Source organism: Bradyrhizobium sp. USDA 4369 (genome assembly GCF_054056435.1).
In genome coordinates, this window is sequence record NZ_JBSRYH010000001.1 from 6,295,902 (window position 1) to 6,316,797 (window position 20,896).

A 20,896-nucleotide genomic window follows, 5' to 3' on the forward strand; every position below is an offset into this window, starting at 1 on the left:
CGACCCCGGACTGATCGGCGGTTGAGCCTCACGACTGTGCCGGACCCGCAGTCTTCAATGTGACGATGTTTGGCTCACTAAGTCGTCCCGGCGAACCGCATCAGGTTTTCGCTGAAGAGAGAACCTCTCGCTCCTCACCCTGAGGATCCCGCCGCAGGCGGGCGTCTCGAAGGGCGAGGCCAACACTGCGGCCTCATGGTTCGAGACGGCGCTGTGCGCCTCCTCACCATGAGGGGTAAGCGGCTTGAAGAACACTGGCCACCCGCGCGATCAAATGCTCCATCCCTCCGCCGGATAGGCCAGCGCGTCGCTGGGCTCGATCTCCGCGCCGAGCCCGTTGCGGAAGCGGCTGGCGTAGAACGCCAGCGGCAGGCCGTCGCGATGACGGCACCAGCGCACTTCGCCGATGAACAGGGTGTGGTCGGCGATCTCGACCGCGTTCACCACCTCGCAGCCGAACTGTGCGATGGCCTGCGGCAGCAGCAAGAAACCATCGTGTTCGTCCAAGGCCGGCGTGCCCTGTGCGAGCGGCGTCCCGGCGAAATGCCGGCCGATCGCGACGTCATCGGCGGCGAGCACGTTGACCGCATAGCGGCGGGTCTCGCTCACCGCCTGCCAGGTCCGGCCGCGCTTCAGCGAGACCAGCACCGTCGGCGGCTGCATCGACACCGTGGTGAAGCTGTTGGCCGTCATGCCGGCCGCGGCTCCGTCGTCACCGCGGCTGGTGACAACGGTCACGCCGGTGGAGAAGCGCGACGCCGCGGCGCGGAAGCTCGCCGCATCCGGATGAACGCTCATCGATCGCTCTCCGCCATCCACTTCACGCCGCCAGCTGCGTTCGCTCGTCGATCCAGGCGCGAATGCGCCGGTCGCTCGCCAGCCGGTCCCATTGCCGTTCCGGATAGTTGAAATTGTCGGTGAACTCGTCGCACAGCGCACGGTTCTGCGCCATCGTGAAGATCAGCCGGCCCATCGCCTCCGAGGGCGGCTGCAGCATCAGATTGGTCCAGCGCGCGGCGGCGAGCACGCGGTTCTCGCGGGCGCGATCGACGGTCTCGACGAAGCGGTCGTCGAACGCCACGGCGTCGATGATCGCCTTGCCGAGCTCGAACGCGGCATAGGAAGCCATGTTGGCGCCCTGGCCCATCATCGGATCGACCACCGAGTGCACGTCGCCCAACGCGATGGCGATCTTGCCGTCGTCGAAGCTGACCGAGGAGCGCCGCACCGTGGGCACCACGGCGCCCTGCAGCAGGTCCAGCGGCTGCAGATCGAAGCGGTGCGTGTCGATGCGGTTGTAGGTGTGCGGATGGTGCGTCTCGAGCTTGTCGAGCATCGTCTGCCGGAACGCGGCGGGATCGGCATCGTAGTTGAGCGACACCAGCTCGGCCATGTCACCGCCGGGAATGTTTTCCATCAGCAGCGCCGTCTTCATGCCGCCGAACGTCAATGTCGGGATCACGATCATCTCGCCATGCCCGGGCGAGACTGACAGCGTCACGCCGCGCGGATCGTCGCCATCAGGGCTGCCGTGATCGACGCCGTCATAGAGGCCGACGCAAAGCAGGCGCTGCGGCTGGTTGTAGGGCGACAGCTCCGGCCGGTGGCTGAACATCCGCCCGAGCGCGCCCTTGCCCGTCGACACCACCAGCAGATCGAAGCGCGCCACCAGCGCCGGAATGTCGTCGTCCTGAATGCTGGCATATTCGATCGTGCCGCCGCGATCCTCGAAATCCTTCATCAGCGCCGGCAAATAGATCCGGTAGTCGACCGCGCGGCTCGGCTGCTTGAAGGCGCCGCGGAAGAGCAGGGGACTGCCCGGGAAATTGAAGAAATGATCGTGGTGATGATAGACCACGTCGGGATCGTCCCAGTGGTTCACCCCGAGCTCGTTCTCGCGCGCCACCGTGACGCCGTGATGCGCCACCGTGTTCATTAGCCGCGTTGCAGCATATTGCTCGGGCGCCCGGTCCGTCAGGACGGTCGCCTGAATGCCGTGCTGCTGCAGATACAGCGCCAGATGCAGGCCGCCGATGCCGGCGCCGACGATGCCAATCGACTTCTCCATGGGTCTCCCTCCGTTTGATTTTTTTGAGAGGCTAGACCAGTCCTCCCGATTACGTATACGGAATGACAAGAATAAAACTCATTCCGGGGAGGAATGGATGGACCGGATCGACGCGCTGCAGACCTTCATCCGGGTCATGGAGGCCGGCAGCTTCACCCAGGCCGCGGCCGATCTCGGCCTGGGACAGCCTGCCATCACCAAGCGCATCGCGCTTCTGGAGGAGCAGTTCGGCTGCCGCCTGTTCGTCCGTACCACGCGCAAGCTGCGTCCGACCGCGGAGGCTGATCGGGTACTGAAGCTCGCCAAGGACATCGTCACCTTGTTCGAGAGCGCCGGCGTGCCGTCGCCGAAGCGGGTCGGCGCGCCCTCCGGCACTCTGCGCATGACGGTGCCGACCTCGTTCGGCCGCTATTTCTTCGGCGACATCTTTGCCGAATATGGCCGGCGCTATCCCGAGGTGCGGCTCGACATCCGCTTCACCGAGCAGTTCGTCGACCTCGTCGAGACCGGCACAGAACTCGCCATCCGCATCGGCGTGCTCAGCTCGAGCTCGCTGGTGGCGCGCCGCGTCGGCACCGTCAAGCGGCTCTTGGTCGCGGCGCCCGCGCTGCTCACGCGGCACCGGCCGCCGCGGCTGCCCAACGATCTGCGCCAGCTGCCTTGCGTGACCTATTCGCGGCTGTCGCCGAAGAACGAATGGAGCTTCGAGTCCGAGACCGGCCGCCACGTCGTCGGCATCACGCCGTCGCTCACCTGCGACGACGCCGACATCATGACGCTGGCCGCGCTGGAGGGCCTCGGCGCCGCCGTGCTGCCTGACTGGTGCGCTGTTCAACACATTGCGTCGGGCCGGCTGATTCATCTGCTGCCCGACTACGATGTCCCGTCGCTGCCGCTGCACGTGGTCTATCCCGATCCGCAATGGATGTCGCACCGCGCCCGGTTGTTCCGCGACCTGATCATCGAACGCGCAGATGTGTTCGCGATCAATACGCCGCAGTGAGCAACTCGGAGGGACGAACGACACATCATCCGTGGTCGGCACCGCCAACCGCGCCGGCATCATCGCCGCCGGCATGGTGACCGCCGCCGTGATCTGCCGCGGCTGTGTCGGAATGGAAGAAGTGCCACCGCTGCGCGTCGATCACCATCGACGTGTACAGCGCTCTCACAGCGCCATATTCAGGATCCATCGTCGTCAAGCGGCCGAGTTTCTCGCGCAGGATCGCGATCTCTCTCAACCTGACCTGTTTGTTGAACAGCCAATAGACGCCGGCGCTCAGCACGATCAGCATGAAGACGCCGAACAGTGTCACCCAGGCGATAGCGGGGCCAGTAGACACGCCCACCATGCTTCCGTCTCCACGCGTTGCAGATGAACGCGTGCCGCCAGTCTGGCACGGCTGCGCAAGTGTTTCAACTTGGTAGGACATGGAGGGGAGGGCGGGCAGAGCGTCCGCCGCAGCCGGTCGCGCGCCCCATCTTCAACCGCGCCCGCGATGCTTCGGTCAAACTCTCATTAACGCTGAGCGCGAAGATCGCCGACGCCGTGATTGACGTGCCGGCCGGTACCCCGACAATCTCCGCGCGATTGCCAATAAAGTCATATTGCAGGGGAAGGGGATCGATGGAGACGGCCGCAAAGCCAGGCATTCCGCTGTGGTTCAAGCTCGCTTACACCGCCTTCTGCGCGGTGCTGGTGCCGACCTATCTCATGGCCTACGGCCCGACCAATTTCCTCTATTTCTGCGATGTCGCGCTGTTGACCACGCTGGCTGCGGTCTGGCTGGAGAGCCCATTGCTCGCATCGGCACCGGCGGTCGGCATTCTCCTGCCGCAGGCGCTGTGGGTGGTCGACTTCCTCGGCACCGCTGCCGGCGTGCCGTTGACCGGCATGACGGCCTATATGTTCGACGCCAAGCTGCCACTGTTCACCCGCAGCCTGTCGTTCTTCCATTTCTGGCTGCCCTTCGTGCTGGCCTGGCTGGTGTGGCGGCTCGGCTATGACCGTCGCGCCTTTGCGGTGTGGACCGTCGCGGCCTGGGGGCTCCTGTCGGTGTGCTATTTCCTGATGCCGCCGCCGCCCGCGACCAGCGACCTGCCGGTCAACATCAACTATGTCTACGGATTGAGCGACGCGGTTGCACAGAGCTTCATGCCGGGACCGGCCTGGTTTGCGATGCTGCTGGCCGGATTGCCGCTCGTGATCTTTTATCCGACCCACCGGCTGCTGCTGCGCTACGCGGCCGTGTCTTCGCTGCGGCCGGCTTGACCGCGCCCGCGGCGTCTCCCCGCAGGATCAATACTTCAACGGGAGACGCGCCGTTTCGGGAGCCGCAAGCACAGCGATCACGGTCAGCAGGGACAGCCCGATCAAATAGAGCGAGATCGCCCAGGACGCGCCGGCCCAGACCAGCAGGGCGGTCGCGATCAGGGGCGTGAAGCCGCCGCTCAACGCAGCAGCGATGTTGGCGCCGAGCGAGGCGCCGCTGTATCGCATGCGGGTGCCAAACAGTTCCGGCAGAAAGGCGGCCTTCGGCCCGAACAACAGCGCATGCGTCAGGGTCATCGTCACGATCAGCGTGGCCGTGATGATCACCGGGCTCCGGGTGTCGAGCAGCCAGAACAGCGGAAACGCCAGCACGATCGAGGCGAGCGCACCGATCATGTACAACGGTTTCCGTCCCCACCGGTCCGACGCCCAGCCGGCGAGGGGAAGCGTCAGGAATTCGAACAAGGACGCATAGACCACGGCATTCAGAATGACCTGCCGCGACAAACCGAGCATCGTGGTCGCATAGGTGATGACGAACACGGTCAGAAGATAGGCCAAGCCGACCTCGGACACCGTGATGCCGATCGCCAGCAGCAGCTCCCGGCGGCTGCGCCGGATGACCTCCAGCGTCGGTTGCCGCAGCACGTCCTTGCGGTCCAGCACCTGGTGGAATTCCGGCGTCTCGGTCAGGCGATAGCGCGCAAACAGGCCGACGAGAACCAGCACGAGGCTGGCAAGGAACGGCACGCGCCAGCCCCAGCTCAGGAAGCTGGCCTCGGGCAATTGGACCATCAATGCGAAGATGCCGGTGGATGCGGCGACCCCGGCCGGGAAGCCGATCTGTACGAGGCTGCCATACAGGCCGCGCCGACGGCCGGCGTGCTCGATGACCATGGTCACGGCGCCGCTCCATTCGCCGCCGATCCCGACGCCCTGGATGAAGCGCAACAGGATCAGCAGCACCGGAGCCCAGACGCCGATCTGGTCATAGGTCGGCAGGCAGCCGATCGCGAACGTGCCGACTCCCATCATGATCATGGTGGTCACGAGCATCGCCTTGCGGCCGATGCGATCGCCGAAGTGAGCGATGATGGCGCCGCCGATCGGACGGGCAACGAACCCGACGGCGTAGGTGCTGAACGCAGCCATGGTGCCGACGATGGGATCGAAAGCGGGAAAGAACAATTTGTTGAAGACCAGGGCGGCCGCAGTGGCGTAGATCAGGAAGTCGTACCATTCGATCGCGGTTCCGAGCACGCTCGCCCACACGACGCGGGAGACGGAAGGACCGTGTGCTTGGCCTTGCCCCAGATTGACTGCTGCTGCTGTCGTCAACGCCCCATGCTCCCCTGCTGTGCGCAAACAGGCTGCCCCGATCGAGGGCGATCGCGAATGCGGCACATGTCTCGAGAATCCCCGAATACCGAATTACCATGCGTCGCAGGTCCTGAACAATGGCGTTCGGTGCGTGCGAACGAACGACAGGATCGCTTCGGTCGGGATTTGTCCGGGCCCCGGCGCGGATCGAATGCGACACCAGGGATTCGAAGTGATAGCTCCCGCCGGGCGGTGTAAAGGAGAGGACCGATGCGACTGGCCGTGATATCCGACGTGCATGGCAATCTGCCCGCGCTGGAGGCGGTGCTTGCGGACATCGAGAGGCGCGGCGTCGACGCCACGATCAATCTCGGCGACTGCGTGACCGGTCCGTTGTGGCCGCGCGAGACCTTCGCATTGCTGGAGCAGCTGGCGCTGCCGACGGTGCGGGGAAATCATGATCGCTGGATCCAGGAATGGCCCGAGGAGAAGCTCTCGCCGGCCGGCAGGTTTTCGCGGGCAGCGCTGACGGCCGGCCAGCGCCTCCAGCTGCATGGCCTGCCTGCGCGGATTGCGCTGGAGCAGGGCATTCTCGCCGTTCACGGCACGCCCGACGACGACAGTGCTTGTCTGCTGGAGGAGATGCTGGACGACGGCCGTTATGTCCCGGCCCGTCGCGACGTGCTGACGTCGCGCCTCGCCAATATCGGCGGCGCCGGGCTTGTCCTGTGCGGCCATAGTCACCGGCAGGCCGTCGTGCAGGTGCTCCGCGGCCCGCTGATCGTCAATCCCGGCAGTGTCGGCTGCCCTGTGTTCGGCGACATTCCGATCGCCGCGCAGCTCGAATATCGCTCGCCGCATGCCCGTTACGCCGTCCTGACCGAGCGGCGCGGCCATTGGCAGGCGGAGCTGCTGGCGCTGACCTATGATTGGGATCGCGCGGCGGCGCGCGCCGTGGAGAACGGCTTCCCGCACTGGGCCAGCGCCTACGCCTCCGGTGCCGTGCTCTGATCGCCATACGCCGCGCGCGCCGCATTCATCACGGCGCAACATGAGCGTGGACCGAGCGTTGTGCGGCAAAGAGGGGAAACACCGCAAAGGCTCGGCCGTTTGCAGCCGAGCCCGGCAAGACCGAGCCACGTGTCGCTTGCTATCAGTAAAGTCCGCCAGTGCTCTGCATCAACGCGCCGGCATCTGGTGCGCTGCCGGGGAGACCGGGAAGCCGGTTCGGATCGGCATCGCCCAGCGCCGAATAGCCGTCCGGTGGCGCCGTGCCCGGCTTGAACGGTTCTAGGATCACGCCGCTGGTCTGTCCGGGGGCGGCGCGCATGCCGGTCTTGGCGTCGACGCGGACCAGCTTGATACCGGCCGGCATCTTGAACGGCGTCGCCGGCTTGTCGGCGAGCGCGAGCTTCATGAAGTCGCGCGCCACGGGGGCCGCGATGCGAGCCGCCTGCGCCGTTCGTCCGAGGCTGCGCGGCTTGTCGTAGCCGATGTAGAGACCGACGACGAGATCCGGCGAGAAGCCGACGAACCAAACGTCCTTGGCCTCGTTGGTGGTGCCGGTCTTGCCGGCGATCGGCTTGCCGACCTCCTTGAGCGCGACCGCGGTGCCGCCCTGCACCACGCCTTCCATCAGCTCGGTGATCTGGTAGGCGGTCAGGCTGTCGAGGACCTGCTCGCGGTGGTCCACGAGCTGCGGCTCGGGCTGGTTGTGCCAGCCTTCGGGCGCTTCACACCCGCGACATTCGCGGCTGTCATGGCGGAAGATGGTGTGGCCGTAGCGATCCTGGATGCGGTCGATCAAGGTCGGCTTCACGCGACGGCCGCCATTGGCGATCATCGCATAGGCCGTCACCATCCGTATCACCGTGGTCTCGCCGGTGCCGAGCGAGTAGGACAGATAGTTCGGGACGTCGTCGTAGATCCCGAAGCGCTTCGCATATTCCGAGATCATTGGCATACCGACGTCCTGCGCGAGCCGAACGGTGACAGTGTTCAGCGACAGGCGCAGCGCATTGCGCAAGGTTGTCGGTCCGAGATATTTGCCGCTGGTGAAATCCTCCGGGCGCCAGACTTCGCTGCCCTGGCCCTGTTCGATCTCGAGCGGCGCGTCGACGATCATGCTCGACGGCGTATAGCCATTGTCGAGCGCGGCCGAGTAGACGATCGGCTTGAAGGTCGAGCCGGGCTGCCGGTAGGCCTGCGAGGCGCGGTTGAACTGGCTCTGGTCATAGGAGAAGCCGCCGACCATCGCGACCACCCGGCCGGTGTTGGGCTCCATCGCGACCAGCCCGCCGGACACTTCGGGCAGTTGCTCCAGGCGATACTGGCCGTCGACCGCCTTGCCCTCCTTGAACAGCGGATCGACATAGATCACGTCGCCGGGCTGCAGGACCTGTGAGACGGTGGTGGGAGCTTTTCCACGCGCGGGACCGGCGACGGGCCTGGCCCATCTGACGCCGTCGAGCGGGACCAGCCCGGTTTGACGCTCCTTGCTGACCGCGCCGAATTCGCGCGGCGGCTGGAAGCCGATGCGCGCGGCCAGGTCCGAGGCCTCCAGCACGACGGCCATGCGCCAGGGCGAGATGTCGGTCAGCGATCGGACCTCGGCGAGCCTGGTGCCCCAGTCTCCGGAGATGTCGAGCCTGTTGACCGGCCCGCGATAGCCTTGCTCCTGGTCGTAGCGGACCAGTCCGGCGATCAGCGTCCTGCGCGCCATCACCTGGATCTTCGGGGCTAGCGTCGTGTGCACGGACAGGCCGCCTTCATACAGCTTCTTCTCGCCGTAGCGCTCGAACAGGTCGCGTCGGGTCTCCTCGGCGAAGAACTCGCCGGCAAACGTATGGGCGTTGGCGGCGTGACTGTTGAGCGTGATCGGCTCGCGGTGCGCCTTGTCGGCGTCGGCCCTGGTGATGAAGCCGTTTTCGAACAGCCGGTCGAGGACGTAGTTGCGGCGCTCGATGGCGCGGTCGCGATTCCGGATCGGGTGCAGGCTGCCCGGCATCTTGGGCAGGGCGGCAAGGTACGAGGCCTCAGCAATCGACAGCTCGTCGACGGATTTGTCGAAATATGACAGTGCGGCGGCGGCGATGCCGTAGGCGCCGGAGCCCAGATAGATCTCGTTCAGATAGAGCTCGAGGATGCGGTCCTTGGAATAGGCGCGCTCGATGCGCAAGGCGAGCAGGGCCTCCTTGATCTTCCGATTGAACGACACTTCGTTGGTCAGCAGAAAGTTCTTCGCGACCTGCTGGGTGATGGTCGATGCGCCCTGCGGCCGGCGATCCGAGCCGAAATGCTGCACATAGGTCACGGCCGCACGCGCCATGCCGGAAAAATCCAGCCCGCCATGCTGGTAGAAGTTCTTGTCCTCGGCCGACAGGAACGCGTTGATGACCAGCTTCGGCACGGCCTGGATCGGCAGGTAGAGCCGGCGCTCCCTGGCATATTCACCGAGCAGCGAGCCATCCGCGGCGTGCACCCGCGTCATGACGGCGGGCTCGTAGTCCTGAAGCTGGGAATAGTCGGGCAGGTCGTTCGAGAACTGCCAGATCAGGATGGCCGCACCGGCGCCGGCGATCAGGAACAGCACGGCGCCGGCGGCAAAGAAGAAGCCGAAGAACCGCAGCAGACCACGCATGGTCGTATCCCCTCTCACACGGCATCCCAATCAGACGGTGTCCCGGTCGTCGCTGCGCTTCGCGCCGCGGCGTCCAGCTGGACTCGATCGGACGACGCTCGAGTAGCATAGAGCATCCGTTCCAGGTGCTCAAATACCATGTGATCAACGGCCAAAGTGAGGCTCGGATCTCTTCGTTACACCCGAGCGATCGCCGCATCGGTCGCTTGCCGCTGCAAGGGAATTTTGCGCGCAATCTCAACGTGAACAGCTCTGTCCAGACCCGTCGCGAGAAATATGTGCCTTTCGTTTTCACAGAAATTATGGTTCTTTGTCACAGTCCTGCCTCGGCACAAGGGGCGTATCGTGATCGTCACGGCACGCGGGGTGGGATGCGACAGGCGCTGGGGCCCGCAGCGTGGCTTCGGTCATGCCGACGAACGTGCCGGAGCGCACGCCGAAATCGCATGGTCCTGGCATCCCGATGTTGATGCTACGCTGGCGGTGATGATGATCCGCCGGTCACGGGGGCAAGACAGCCCGGTCCCCGGGGAGAATGCGTATAAGGCGTCGAGCCGTCGTGCAGGGAATGCCGGTTGACCGGCTGGACCTGTGGTGACTGCCGCCTGCTTTTTCTACTGCAGGCGGGCCATGGGTTGCGGCCAGCGCCCGGCATTCCCCGCGCCCTTGCTTTGCAGAGGGCGACATCGCAACGCACAGCTCGGGCGATTGGCGCCGCGAGAAGGCGAACCCGCGCCTGGGTGAATTGATGGCGGCAGGCGGCGGCCCTCGCAGATCACAACAGCAGCGAGCGCCGGCCAGACAGCTCTCCGTTCCGTAATTCTACGGGCGAAACAATTAACGCCGCTGAAGCAGCCGGTCGTGCATGGCAGGGGATCACAAGGAAACGTTGCGCCCTCATGAATTGGCCCGGGGACACATCCAGCTCCAAGCGCACTGCCGGCGGCAATCCGCTCAGCGCCTTCTTTCTCTGGATCGGCGGCTTCAGTGCGATCGAAGGGCTCGACGACGAGTCCCTGACCGAGCGCGATCGCCGGCGCATCCGGGCGCGGCAGATCGACGCCGTGGCGAGCCTTGTCCCGGTGACAATCGGCATCAACTTCGCCAACGCCGCAATCATTCTCGGGGTGTTCTGGAACCACATCTCCAACGCATTTCTGACGGCCTGGGGCCTGTCGATCGCCGTGGCCGGAGGCCTGGCACTGCGCGGCTGGTGGCGTGCCCGCAAGTCGCGGCCGAAGGAGGCGTCCGAGCGCGGCCTCCGGCGCATGACATTGCAGGCCTTCTTCCTCGCCGCAGTGTGGGGATCGCTGCCGCTGATTTTGATGCCGCAGATCGAGCCGGAACTGCAGATCATCGTCGGCTCGCTCATGACAGGCATGATCTCCGGCGGCGCGTTTGCGATGTCGAGCGTGCCGCGGGCGGGGCTGACCTACACCTGGACGCTGATGCTGGCGTCGGTCGGCTCGTTGTTGCTGTGTGGCGGCGCGACCTATCTGGTGCTGGTGGTCTTTCTGCTGCTTTACTCCTCCTTCATGGTGCGCCACCTGGTGTCGCACGGCAATGTCTTTCTGGAAAACCTGAAGGCGCAGATCCGGCACGAGCGGCAGAACGAGACGATCTCGCTGCTGCTCAAGGAATTCCAGGAGAACGCCGCGAGCTGGCTGTGGCAGACCGATGCCGAGGGCCGCCTGATCGATGCGCCGCAGCGCTTCGCCGATGTGGCCCAGCTGCCGCTCGATCAGCTCAAGGGCGAGCGGCTCGTCGACACGCTAGAATATCTGTGCCCGACCGACACGGCCACCTTGGCGACCTTTGCCGATCGCATGGCGCGGCGGCTGTCGATTCCGGAGATTCTGATCCATGTCGTGGTTGCCGGCGGCGAGCGGCGGCGCTGGGCATTGACCGCGCGGCCGGCGCGTGACTATGAGGGAAAATTCGCAGGCTATCGCGGCTTCGGTCGCGACGTCACCGAGCGCTGGCGTGCCGAGCAGGCCGAGGCCGAGAGCCGGGCGAAATCCGAATTCCTGGCGATGATGAGCCACGAGATCCGCACGCCGATGAATGGCGTGCTGGGCCTGGCTTCGACGCTGTTGGAGACCAAGCTCGATCCCGAGCAGCGTCATGCGGTCATGACGATCCGCGAGTCCGGCGACAATCTGCAGCGCATCCTCAACGACATTCTCGACCTCTCGAAGCTCAACGCCGGCAAGCTGGAGTTCGAATCGGTCGACTTTTCGCCGGCCGCTTTGGTCGAGGCCGTCACGGCGATCATCGGCGTCAATGCGAAGACCAAGAGCCTGCTGGTCAACGCCGATATCGACCCGAAATTGCCGCCGGCGCTGAAGGGCGATGTCGCGCGCATTCGCCAGGTGCTCATCAATCTCGCCTCCAATGCCGTCAAGTTCACCGAGCGCGGCGGCCTCACCATCGCCGTGGCCTGCCGCACCCGCGACGATCACAAGGCGACGATCGAGTGGCGGGTCTCGGACACCGGCATCGGCATTCCGGCCGATCGCGTCGGCAAGCTGTTCACCGATTTCGCCCAGGCGGATGCGTCCATCAACCGCCGCTTCGGCGGCACCGGGCTTGGCCTCGCGATCTCCCGCCGCATCATCGAGCAGATGGGCGGCGGCATTGCCGTATCGTCGGTGCAAGGCGAAGGCTCGACGTTCCGATTCAGCCTGACCTTGCCGTGGAGCGACAAGCAGATCTCCGATCAGCGCGGTGACCGCGTCGGTGCCGGCGATCTGAAGGAGCGCATCGAGGCGCTCGGCCGCCCGTTGCGCGTCTTGATCGCGGAAGACGACGCCACCAACCGCATGGTGGTGTCGAAGATGTTGCAGGAGTTTGCCGTCGAGAAGTGCATCGTGCCGGACGGGCTCCAGGCGGTGAAGGCGGCCGGTGAACAGGAGTTCGATCTGGTCCTGATGGACGTCCGCATGCCGGAGATGGACGGCATCACCGCCACCCGGACGATCCGCGCCAAGGGCGGCCGGCTCGCCGAGCTGCCGATCATCGCGCTCACCGCCAACGCCTTCCCCGACGACATCAAGCAGTGCCGCGAGGCGGGGATGTCCGACTTTCTCGCCAAGCCGCTGCGCAAGCCGGCGATGGTCGCGGCGATGCTGAAGGCACTTGGCCCGGTGGCGCCGACCGTCGCGGCGCCGAGCCTGGCGCCGTCGGAGGGCAGCGCCTCGGTGGCGGCGGAGGCCTGACGCAGGAGAGGGGGGTTAGACCGAGAAGCTGGTGCCGCAGCCGCAGGAGGCGGTTGCGTTGGGATTGTTGATCCGGAACGAGGCACCCATCAGGTCGTCGACGAAATCGACCTCCGATCCGGCCAGGAACGGCACCGAGGCCGGATCGACCAGCACCACGGCGCGGTCGCGCGCGATCACGAGGTCGTCGTCGGCCTTGGCGCGGTCGATGTCGAACTTGTACTGGAAGCCGGAGCAGCCGCCGCCTTCGACGGAAATGCGCAGCATGGCGCCTGCCGTCTCCTTGCCGAGGATCTCGCCGATGCGGCGGGCGGCGCGTTCGCTGATGGTGACGGGGGTGGTCGTGGTTGCGGTCATCACCAAGAGTCTCCTGAAGCTCGTCATGCCCTATTCATTTGGTGTCGGGCACTCCCCATAGTTAAGTGGGCTTCGTCGAGGAATCAAATCTCCAAGGGAACAATCGCCCGTGTCGGTCGGAATGGCTGCCCCCCGCGCATCTTATTCCTGCGATCCCGATCGCAGCCGGGGTCGGCTGGTCGCCGAGCCGCCGTCCCGGACCCGCAGCCCGTTCCGCCGGGATTGCGACCGGGTGATCCATTCGACCGCCTTCCGCAGGCTCAAGCACAAGACCCAGGTGTTCGTCTTCCACGAGGGCGACCATTACCGCACCCGTTTGACCCACTCCCTGGAGGTCGCCCAGATCGCCCGCGCGCTCGCCCGCCAGCTCGGCCTCGACGAGGACCTGACCGAGACCCTGGCGCTGGCGCATGATCTCGGCCACCCGCCATTCGGCCATGCCGGGGAGCGGGCGCTGAACCGCTGCATGGAAGCTCATGGCGGCTTCGATCACAATGCCCAGACGCTGCGCATCGTCACCACTTTCGAGCAGCGCTATCCGGATTTCGATGGCCTCAACCTGACCTGGGAATCGCTCGAGGGCATCGTCAAGCACAACGGACCGTTGCGGGAGGCCATTCCCAGCGGGATCGCCGAGTTCAATGCGCGCTTCGACCTGGAGCTGTGGAGCTACGCCTCGCTGGAAGCCCAGATCGCCGCCCTGGCCGACGACATCGCCTATGACGCCCATGACATCGACGACGGCCTGCGGGCCGGTCTGTTCACCGTGGACGATTTGCGCGAGGTGCCGCTGCTCGAGGCCATGATCGGCGACATCGATCGCCATTATCCTGGCCTCGTCGACCTCAGACGTGGCGCCGAGCTGGTGCGCGAACTGATCTCCTATCTGATCGCGGCGGTCGCCGCCGAGTCGCAGCGGCGGATCGAGCGGGCGCAGCCGATGTCCCCGCACGACGTGCGGCGACATGCCGGTCCATTGGTGGCGTTTCCGGCCGATGTCGCCGAGCATGAGGCGACGATCAAGCGGTTTCTCTGGCAGCGCATGTATCGGCACGAGCGGGTGATGCGGGTGATGCGCGATGCCGAGCGAATCGTGGCCGACCTGTTCGGCCGCTATCAGGCCGATCCCGCGTCGCTGCCGGCGGGCTGGCTGGAGGGATGCGACAGCGAGGGCGACCGCGCCCGCCGGATCGGCCATTTTATCGCCGGAATGACCGACCGTTTCGCCTTAACCGAGCACCACCGTCTTTTTGACTCGACCCCGGATTTGCGTTAGGCGGCGACATGCTCGAACAAGCTTCCAATCTTCATTTGTTTGCCGATGTCCTCGCGCGCGTCCATGCGATCTGCGCGGCGCTCGCCAAGGACGGCAATTGGCCCGAGGGCATCGATTTCTCGCGCGTGGTCGTCGAGCCGCCGCGCGATCCGAGCCATGGCGACATGGCCACCAATGCCGCGATGGTGCTTGCCAAGGAGGCCAAGGCCAAGCCGCGCGACCTCGCCGAGGCGATCGCCGAACGGCTGCGGGCCGACGAACTTGTCGCCAAGGTCGATGTCGCCGGCCCCGGCTTCATCAACCTGACCCTGCATCCGGTGGTCTGGGCGAGGCAGCTCGGCACGATCCTGCGCGACGGCGATGGCTATGGCCGCATCGCGCCGGTCGTGGGCGCGCCGAGGGTCAATGTCGAATATGTCTCGGCCAATCCGACCGGGCCGATGCATGTCGGCCATTGCCGCGGCGCTGTGTTCGGTGACGCGCTGTGCAGCCTGTTGCAGTTCGCCGGCCGCGATGTCACCCGCGAGTACTACATCAACGACGCTGGCGCGCAGGTCGACGTGCTCGCGCGTTCGGCGTTTCTCAGATATCGCGAGGCGCTCGGCGAGGACATCGGCGCGATCCCGGAAGGGCTCTATCCCGGCGACTATCTGAAGCCGGTGGGGCAGACGCTCGCGGCCGAGCATGGCGACAGGCTGAAGGCGATGCCGGAGGCGCAGTGGCTGCCGATCGTGCGCGACAAGGCGATCGCGATGATGATGGCCGAGATCAAGGACGATCTCGCCGCGCTGAACATCCGGCACGACGTGTTCTTCTCGGAGCGCTCGCTGATCACAGGCGCCACCAACAAGGTCGCCGAGACCATCGATTTCCTGCGCGCGCGCGGCGACGTCTATGAGGGCCGGCTGCCGCCGCCGAAGGGCGCGCCGGTCGAGGATTGGGAAGATCGCGAGCAGCTGCTGTTTCGCGCCACCGCCTATGGCGACGACGTCGATCGTCCTTTGATCAAGTCGGACGGCTCCTACACCTATTTCGCTTCGGATATCGCCAACCACCGGCACAAGTTCGAGCGCGGCTTCGCCGATCTGATCGACGTGTTCGGCGCCGATCATGGCGGCTACATCAAGCGCATGCAGGCCGCGGTGAAAGCGGTCACCGCCGCGCAGGCGGTGCTCGACGTCAAAGTCGTCCAGCTCGTCAAGCTGTTGCGCAACGGCGAGCCGGTGAAGATGGGCAAGCGCACCGGCAACTTCGTCACCTTGCGCGAAGTTGTTGATGAAGTCGGGCAGGATGCGGTCCGTTTCATGATGCTCTACCGCAAGAACGACGCCGTGCTCGATTTCGACCTCGCCAAGGTCATCGAGCAGTCGCGCGACAATCCGGTCTTCTATGTCCAATATGGCCATGCCCGGGGGCATTCGATCTTCCGCAATGCCCGGGACAGCTTCCCCAGCCTGCCCGTGGAGGAGGGGGCGCGACTCGCATTCCTCCGCCAGGCCAAGCTCGAAAAACTCACCGATCCCTCCGAGATCGACCTCTTGAAACGGCTGGCGCTGTACCCACGTACGGTGGAAAGCGCGGCCCTGGCCCATGAGCCGCACAGGGTGGCCTTCTACCTCTATGATCTTGCTAGCGAATTTCACGCCCTCTGGACGCGGGGGCGGGATTTGCCCTATTTACGCTTCATTATCGATGATGATGCAGAATTGACCATGGCACGTTTGGCCATGGTTCAGGGCGTCGTCTCGGTTCTGGCGTCGGGACTAGCGATCTTGGGCGTTAATGCTCCTGACGCAATGCGCTGATTGGGGGAAACACGCGACTTCAGTTGGGGGCCTCAATCTGGCAGGGTCCGCCTTAGGACGCATATGCGGCTCACCCGCAGGGACGCTTCATCACGATGGCTGATCGTTACCAGGACAGACCCTTTCCCGCTGATGGTTTTGGCCGCGGTGGAAACCAGCCGGCCGATGCCGATCCGCTCGCCGAGCTCGCCCGCCTGATTGGGCAGAACGATCCTTTTGCGCAATCGGGCCGCGCGACGCCCCAGGCTGCTCCACGCGCCAATGCCAGGCCGGCCGCGCCGGCTGCCCCCGATCAAGCCGCCGGCATGCCGCCGGCCGGTCCTCCGACATGGATGCAGCGCTCGAACGCTCCGCAACCGACGGCGGCCAATCCGTTTGCCGACATGGGACGTGAGCCGCCGGCTCCGCAGCCCCCAGCCTTCCCGGCTGGCTTCCAGGATCAGCGCGGGCAGGAGCCCGGTTTTTCCGAGCCGAATTTTGCTGCTGCGCCGGCCCAGCGGCAGCAGGCCGGCTACCCGAACAATGAGTTCGCTGACCAGCTGTCCAAGCTTGATTACAGCGTCGGCGAGTCGCGCCATCGCTTCGCCGAGAACGATCCCGACTACAATCGCGGCTCGGATTTCGACGACAACGATCAGGATTCATCGCGCTACGATGATGCGCTGTTCGGCCAGATGGGAGCCAACCAGCAGGGTTTTCAGGGCGACAACGAGTTCCAGGATGGCCAATACGGCTATCAGGACGGCTATGATGAGGGCGAGGAAGAAGAGAGGCCCCGTCGCCGCAGCGGCATGAGCACGGTTCTGGCGGTGCTGACGCTGGCCGTGGTCGGGACCGGCGGCGCCTACGGCTACAAGACGTATATCTCGTCGGCCCGGACTGGCGAGCCGCCGATCATCCGCGCTGACAATACGCCGACCAAGATCATGGCGCAGCAGGATACGACGCCGAAGGTGCCCGATCGGCTGCTCGGCAATGATGGTGGCGAGAAGTTGGTGTCCCGCGAGGAGACGCCGATGGACGTGAATGCGAATGCGCGCGGAGGCAATCCGCGCGTCGTGTTCCCGCAGCTCAACCAGAACGGCGCGCCGCCGCCGGCGTCGAGCGTCGCGCCGGGTGGCATGCCGTCGCAAATGGCCAACGCCAATGGGACGCTGCCGAACAGTGATCCGCGTCCGATCAAGACGCTGTCGGTGACCGGCGGCAACCAGGCGGCAGCCGATCCGGCCGCTGCGGCGCCGACGCCGCCCCCGGCCAAGGCAGCGAAGGCTGGCAAGAAATCCGCGGCCAACGCCAATGCCTCGGCCAATCCGCCGACCGGGGACAGCCCGATGCCGCTTACGCCGCAGCCGTCGGCGCCCGCGCCGGCGCGTATCGCCACTGCTGTTCCGGTCACTGAGCAGGCCCCGTCGAGCGGCGGCACCACGGGGGGCTACCTGGTCTCGATCTCGTCGCAGGCCAGCGAGGACGAGGCGATGCGGGCCTACAAGGCCGCGCAGGACAAATACTCGGCCGTGCTCGGCAAATACGAGCCGATCATCAAACGGGCGGATCTGGGTGAAAAGGGCGGTGTCAAGTACCGTGCGGCCGTCGGCCCCTTCGCGACCAAGGAAGAGGCCAACAAGATGTGCGGAACGTTGAAAACTGCCGGCGGACAGTGTTTCCCGTTTAGCAACAATTAAGGCTTGCTTGACCGACCCCGAAGCGGGGTCTATGCGGCCCGCATGACCATGCGGGCTTTCATTACCGGCATCTCCGGCCCTGATCTCTTCGAGGCCGAGCGCGCGTTCATCCGCGCGGCGAAGCCCTGGGGCTTCATCCTGTTCAAACGCAATGTTCAGTCACCCGCGCAAGTGACTGCACTCGTTGAACAATTTCGCGATTGCGTAGGTCGGACCGATGCCCCCGTCCTGATCGACCAAGAGGGCGGCCGGGTGCAGCGGCTGGGTCCGCCGCATTGGCCGGTCTATCCCGCCGGCATCGTATTCGACCGCCTCTACGACCTTGATTCGTCGCTCGGCCTGCGCGCCGCCTGGCTCAGCGCCCGCCTGATCGCCGACGACCTGCAGCAGCTCGGCATCACCGTGGATTGCCTGCCGCTGGCCGATGTTCCGGTTGCCGGCGCGGACGCGGTGATCGGCGATCGGGCCTATGGAACGACGCCGGCCAAGGTGGCGGCGATCGCGCGGGCGGTGACGGGCGGGCTGGAGCAGGGCGGCGTGCTGCCGGTGCTGAAGCACATTCCCGGCCATGGCCGCGCCACCGCGGACACCCACTTCCGGCTGCCGACCGTCGACACGCCGGAAGCCGAGCTCGACGCCACCGATTTCGCCGCCTTCCGGCCGCTCGCGGACCTGCCGATGGCGATGACTGCACATGTTGTGTTTAGCGCGATCGATGCCGCCCATCCGGCCACGACTTCTGCGACAATGATCCAGCGGGTGATTCGCGAGCGGATCGGGTTCCAGGGTTTGTTGATGAGTGATGACGTTTCCATGAACGCTTTGGCCGGATCGATCGCCGAGCGCACGCGCGCGATCGTCGCGGCAGGGTGCGACATGGTTCTGCATTGCAACGGCAAGCTCGACGAGATGCAGGCCGTCGCCGCCGAGACGCCAGAGCTGGCCGGCCAGGCTCTGCTCCGCGCCGATCGCGCGCTTGCGGCGCGCAAGACCCCCTCGGGCTTTGACCGGACCGCCGCGCGCGCCGAGCTCGACGCCCTGATCAACCGGTTGGGATCCGCGAGCGCATGACCGCTGAAATTTTGTCGTTTGAAACCGGCCGGCCCACCACGGAGCTGGCCGAGGCCGAGCCGGCATTGGTTGTCGACGTCGAGGGCTATGAAGGCCCGCTCGACCTGCTGCTCGCGCTGGCGCGGCAGCAAAAGGTGGATCTCGCCAAGATCTCGATCCTGGCGCTCGCCGACCAGTATCTCCAATTCATCGAGGCCGCGCGCAAGATCCGGCTCGAACTCGCCGCGGACTATCTCGTGATGGCGGCGTGGCTTGCCTTCCTGAAGTCGCGTCTGCTGCTGCCGGAGCCGCCTGCGCAGGAAGGGCCGAGCGCCGAGGAAATGGCGACTGCGCTCGCCAACCGGCTGCGCCGGCTGGAGGCGATCCGCGAGGCCGCCAACCGCCTGATGAACCGTCCGCAGTTTCAGCGCGACGTGTTCCCGCGCGGCAATCCGGAAGAGATCGCCGAAGTCCGGCGTCCCAAATTCACGGCCACTTTGTTCGATCTGCTGTCGGCCTACGCCATCCAGCGCCAGGCGCGTGTCGTGACCTCCGTTCATATGGCCAAGCGCACCGTCTGGTCGCTTGCCGAGGCGCGCGCGACGCTCGAGCGGCTGGTCGGCATGACCGAGGTGTCGGACGATTGGGGATGTCTCGACGACTACCTGCTGGATTACGTCGCCGAGCCCACACAAAAGGCCACCGTCTTCGCATCGAGCTTTGCGGCCGTGCTGGAGCTGGTCCGCGAAGGCAAGCTCGAGCTGAACCAGAAGCAGGCGTTCGCGCCGCTGTATTTTCGTAAGCGTCCACCGAACCAGCCCGGCGCGATGGCTGCGCCGGACTTGACGGTTGAGTAACGAAGAAGGAGACCTTGCCATGGCAAGCTTGGCGGAACTGCGCATGGAAGAGCCCGACGAGATCGTGGCGAGCGAGCCCGAGGTGCGCCCCGAAGAGTTGCGCATCCTTGAGGCTCTCCTGTTTGCCTCGGCCGAGCCGCTCGAGCAGGCGACGCTTGCCAAGCGTATGCCTGAAGGTGTCGATATCAAGGCCGCGCTCGCGCAGTTGCAGGCGGACTATGCCAATCGCGGCGTCAATCTCGTGCGGGTCGCCAACAAATGGACGTTCCGTACCGCCGGCGACCTCGCTTGGCTGATGACGCGCGAGAGCACCGAGACCCGCAAGCTGTCGCGGGCAGCGATCGAGGTGCTTGCCATTGTCGCCTATCACCAGCCGGTGACCCGTGCCGAGATCGAGGAGATTCGCGGCGTGGTGACGTCGAAGGGCACGCTGGACGTCCTGCTGGAGACGGGCTGGATCAAGCCCCGCGGTCGCCGCAAGACCCCGGGCCGGCCGCTGACCTTCGGCACGACGGACGCTTTCCTCGCCCAGTTCAGCCTGGAGACCCTGGGCGATCTGCCGGGCCTGGAAGAGCTGAAGGGCACTGGCCTGCTGGATTCGCGCCTGCCCACCGGCTTCACGGTGCCGACGCCGTCCGACGATCCGACCCTGCGCGACGACGAGGAGCCGCTGGATCCGGGTGATCTCGATCTGGCGCTGGCGCCAGCCGTCGAGGTCGATGCCGGAGAGGCCGAGGCCACGGAGACGGCAACAGTAGAGGCGGAGGCGACCGTCGCCGAGACTGGCCTCAGCGAAACCGGCTCTTTCGAAACTCTGGCTGATATTCCCGAGGCGGAAACGGCACAGGCCGATGTGGTGGTTCTCGGTGACGACACCCCGTCGCAGGTTGTCGGCGAACTGGAGCTCTCGGCCTCCGACGCGGAGGCTGAAATCGCCGAGGTGAGCCTTGAGGTCCAGGAGCTCGATGGTGACGCGCTCGAGGACGCGGCGCTCGAGGCCGAGGAACTGATCGCCGAGCAGGCCGATGAGGTCGTTGCCGAATTGGTCGATCCCACGGCTGAGGCCGAGGATGAAGTGGAACTCTCGGACGAAGCCGAGACCGAGATCGATGTCGAGGCCGCAGATGACGAAGGCGACCGCGATACCGGCGAGGATGACTCGTCCCTCCGGGGCTAACGGCGCGCCGTTAACACTCGCGTTATTACGTAGGTCCGACCGCGATTTGGCGGACCTTAAGTGCTTGTTTTTGGGGACGCCGACGCCTACCTTCCGGCCAGATCGGGCTATCCGCGCGCCGTTTTCGGCTGATGCTGCCTTCGGTCCAGGTTGCTGTTTCACAATCGGATGCTA

Annotated in this window: 16 protein-coding genes; 10 read left to right on the forward strand and 6 right to left on the reverse strand. The window is 65.6% G+C overall.

Going from position 1 to position 20,896, the window contains the following annotated elements; all coding sequences use genetic code 11:
* Window positions 1-270: 270 nt before the first annotated feature.
* Window positions 271-798: a flavin reductase family protein gene (locus ACVIJ6_RS28600; RefSeq protein ID WP_456775450.1), complete on the reverse strand. Its 528-nt coding sequence runs from the start codon at window positions 796-798 to the stop codon at window positions 271-273.
* A 22-nt stretch (window positions 799-820) separates the two neighbouring features.
* Window positions 821-2,068, reverse strand: a complete 1,248-nt coding sequence (gene styA / locus ACVIJ6_RS28605; RefSeq protein ID WP_456775451.1) for a styrene monooxygenase subunit StyA — start codon at window positions 2,066-2,068, stop codon at window positions 821-823.
* 97 nt (window positions 2,069-2,165) lie between these two features.
* On the opposite strand from styA, the gene ACVIJ6_RS28610 reads away from it, so the two are divergent.
* Window positions 2,166-3,071, forward strand: a complete 906-nt coding sequence (locus ACVIJ6_RS28610; RefSeq protein WP_456775452.1) for a LysR family transcriptional regulator — start codon at window positions 2,166-2,168, stop codon at window positions 3,069-3,071.
* 25 nt (window positions 3,072-3,096) lie between these two features.
* On the opposite strand, the gene ACVIJ6_RS28615 is transcribed toward ACVIJ6_RS28610, so the two are convergent.
* Complete coding sequence (locus tag ACVIJ6_RS28615; protein WP_456775453.1) at window positions 3,097-3,420, reverse strand: hypothetical protein; 324 nt, start codon at window positions 3,418-3,420, stop codon at window positions 3,097-3,099.
* Window positions 3,421-3,695: 275 nt separating this feature from the next.
* On the opposite strand from ACVIJ6_RS28615, the gene ACVIJ6_RS28620 reads away from it, so the two are divergent.
* Window positions 3,696-4,340 (forward strand): hypothetical protein, encoded by a 645-nt coding sequence (locus ACVIJ6_RS28620; protein ID WP_456775454.1) that lies wholly within the window; start codon window positions 3,696-3,698, stop codon window positions 4,338-4,340.
* A gap of 27 nt (window positions 4,341-4,367) precedes the next feature.
* Here the strand turns inward: ACVIJ6_RS28620 and ACVIJ6_RS28625 are convergent, their stop codons facing one another.
* The gene (locus tag ACVIJ6_RS28625; RefSeq protein WP_456775455.1) at window positions 4,368-5,678 is read right to left on the reverse strand and encodes an MFS transporter; all 1,311 of its coding nucleotides are present in this window, start codon (window positions 5,676-5,678) and stop codon (window positions 4,368-4,370) included.
* Window positions 5,679-5,930: 252 nt separating this feature from the next.
* Between ACVIJ6_RS28625 and ACVIJ6_RS28630 the strand changes: the two genes are divergently transcribed.
* Window positions 5,931-6,671 (forward strand): metallophosphoesterase family protein, encoded by a 741-nt coding sequence (locus ACVIJ6_RS28630; protein ID WP_456775456.1) that lies wholly within the window; start codon window positions 5,931-5,933, stop codon window positions 6,669-6,671.
* A 142-nt stretch (window positions 6,672-6,813) separates the two neighbouring features.
* On the opposite strand, the gene ACVIJ6_RS28635 is transcribed toward ACVIJ6_RS28630, so the two are convergent.
* Window positions 6,814-9,300 (reverse strand): penicillin-binding protein 1A, encoded by a 2,487-nt coding sequence (locus tag ACVIJ6_RS28635; RefSeq protein WP_456775457.1) that lies wholly within the window; start codon window positions 9,298-9,300, stop codon window positions 6,814-6,816.
* An 899-nt stretch (window positions 9,301-10,199) separates the two neighbouring features.
* On the opposite strand from ACVIJ6_RS28635, the gene ACVIJ6_RS28640 reads away from it, so the two are divergent.
* Window positions 10,200-12,518 (forward strand): ATP-binding protein, encoded by a 2,319-nt coding sequence (locus tag ACVIJ6_RS28640; protein ID WP_456775458.1) that lies wholly within the window; start codon window positions 10,200-10,202, stop codon window positions 12,516-12,518.
* 15 nt (window positions 12,519-12,533) lie between these two features.
* On the opposite strand, the gene erpA is transcribed toward ACVIJ6_RS28640, so the two are convergent.
* Complete coding sequence (gene erpA / locus ACVIJ6_RS28645; RefSeq protein ID WP_456775459.1) at window positions 12,534-12,875, reverse strand: iron-sulfur cluster insertion protein ErpA; 342 nt, start codon at window positions 12,873-12,875, stop codon at window positions 12,534-12,536.
* Between the two features lie 109 nt (window positions 12,876-12,984).
* Here erpA and ACVIJ6_RS28650 point away from each other — a divergent pair, with 109 nt between their 5' ends.
* From ACVIJ6_RS28650 to scpB, 6 genes are all read left to right on the forward strand, one after another.
* Window positions 12,985-14,151 (forward strand): deoxyguanosinetriphosphate triphosphohydrolase, encoded by a 1,167-nt coding sequence (locus ACVIJ6_RS28650; RefSeq protein ID WP_456775460.1) that lies wholly within the window; start codon window positions 12,985-12,987, stop codon window positions 14,149-14,151.
* 8 nt (window positions 14,152-14,159) lie between these two features.
* Window positions 14,160-15,956 (forward strand): arginine--tRNA ligase, encoded by a 1,797-nt coding sequence (argS, locus tag ACVIJ6_RS28655; RefSeq protein WP_456775461.1) that lies wholly within the window; start codon window positions 14,160-14,162, stop codon window positions 15,954-15,956.
* A 95-nt stretch (window positions 15,957-16,051) separates the two neighbouring features.
* On the forward strand, window positions 16,052-17,638 hold the full coding sequence (locus ACVIJ6_RS28660; RefSeq protein WP_456775462.1) for an SPOR domain-containing protein: 1,587 nt from the start codon (window positions 16,052-16,054) through the stop codon (window positions 17,636-17,638).
* Window positions 17,639-17,680: 42 nt separating this feature from the next.
* Window positions 17,681-18,709, forward strand: a complete 1,029-nt coding sequence (gene nagZ, locus ACVIJ6_RS28665; protein WP_456775463.1) for a beta-N-acetylhexosaminidase — start codon at window positions 17,681-17,683, stop codon at window positions 18,707-18,709.
* Window positions 18,706-19,545 carry a segregation and condensation protein A gene (locus ACVIJ6_RS28670; RefSeq protein WP_012044454.1) on the forward strand — a complete coding sequence of 280 codons (840 nt, stop codon included), beginning with the start codon at window positions 18,706-18,708 and terminating at the stop codon, window positions 19,543-19,545. Before nagZ ends, ACVIJ6_RS28670 begins: the two co-directional genes overlap by 4 nt.
* Before the next feature lie 19 nt (window positions 19,546-19,564).
* A complete protein-coding gene (gene scpB / locus ACVIJ6_RS28675) occupies window positions 19,565-20,722 on the forward strand; it encodes an SMC-Scp complex subunit ScpB (RefSeq protein ID WP_456775464.1) in 1,158 nt (385 codons plus the stop codon).
* Window positions 20,723-20,896 lie beyond the last annotated feature (174 nt).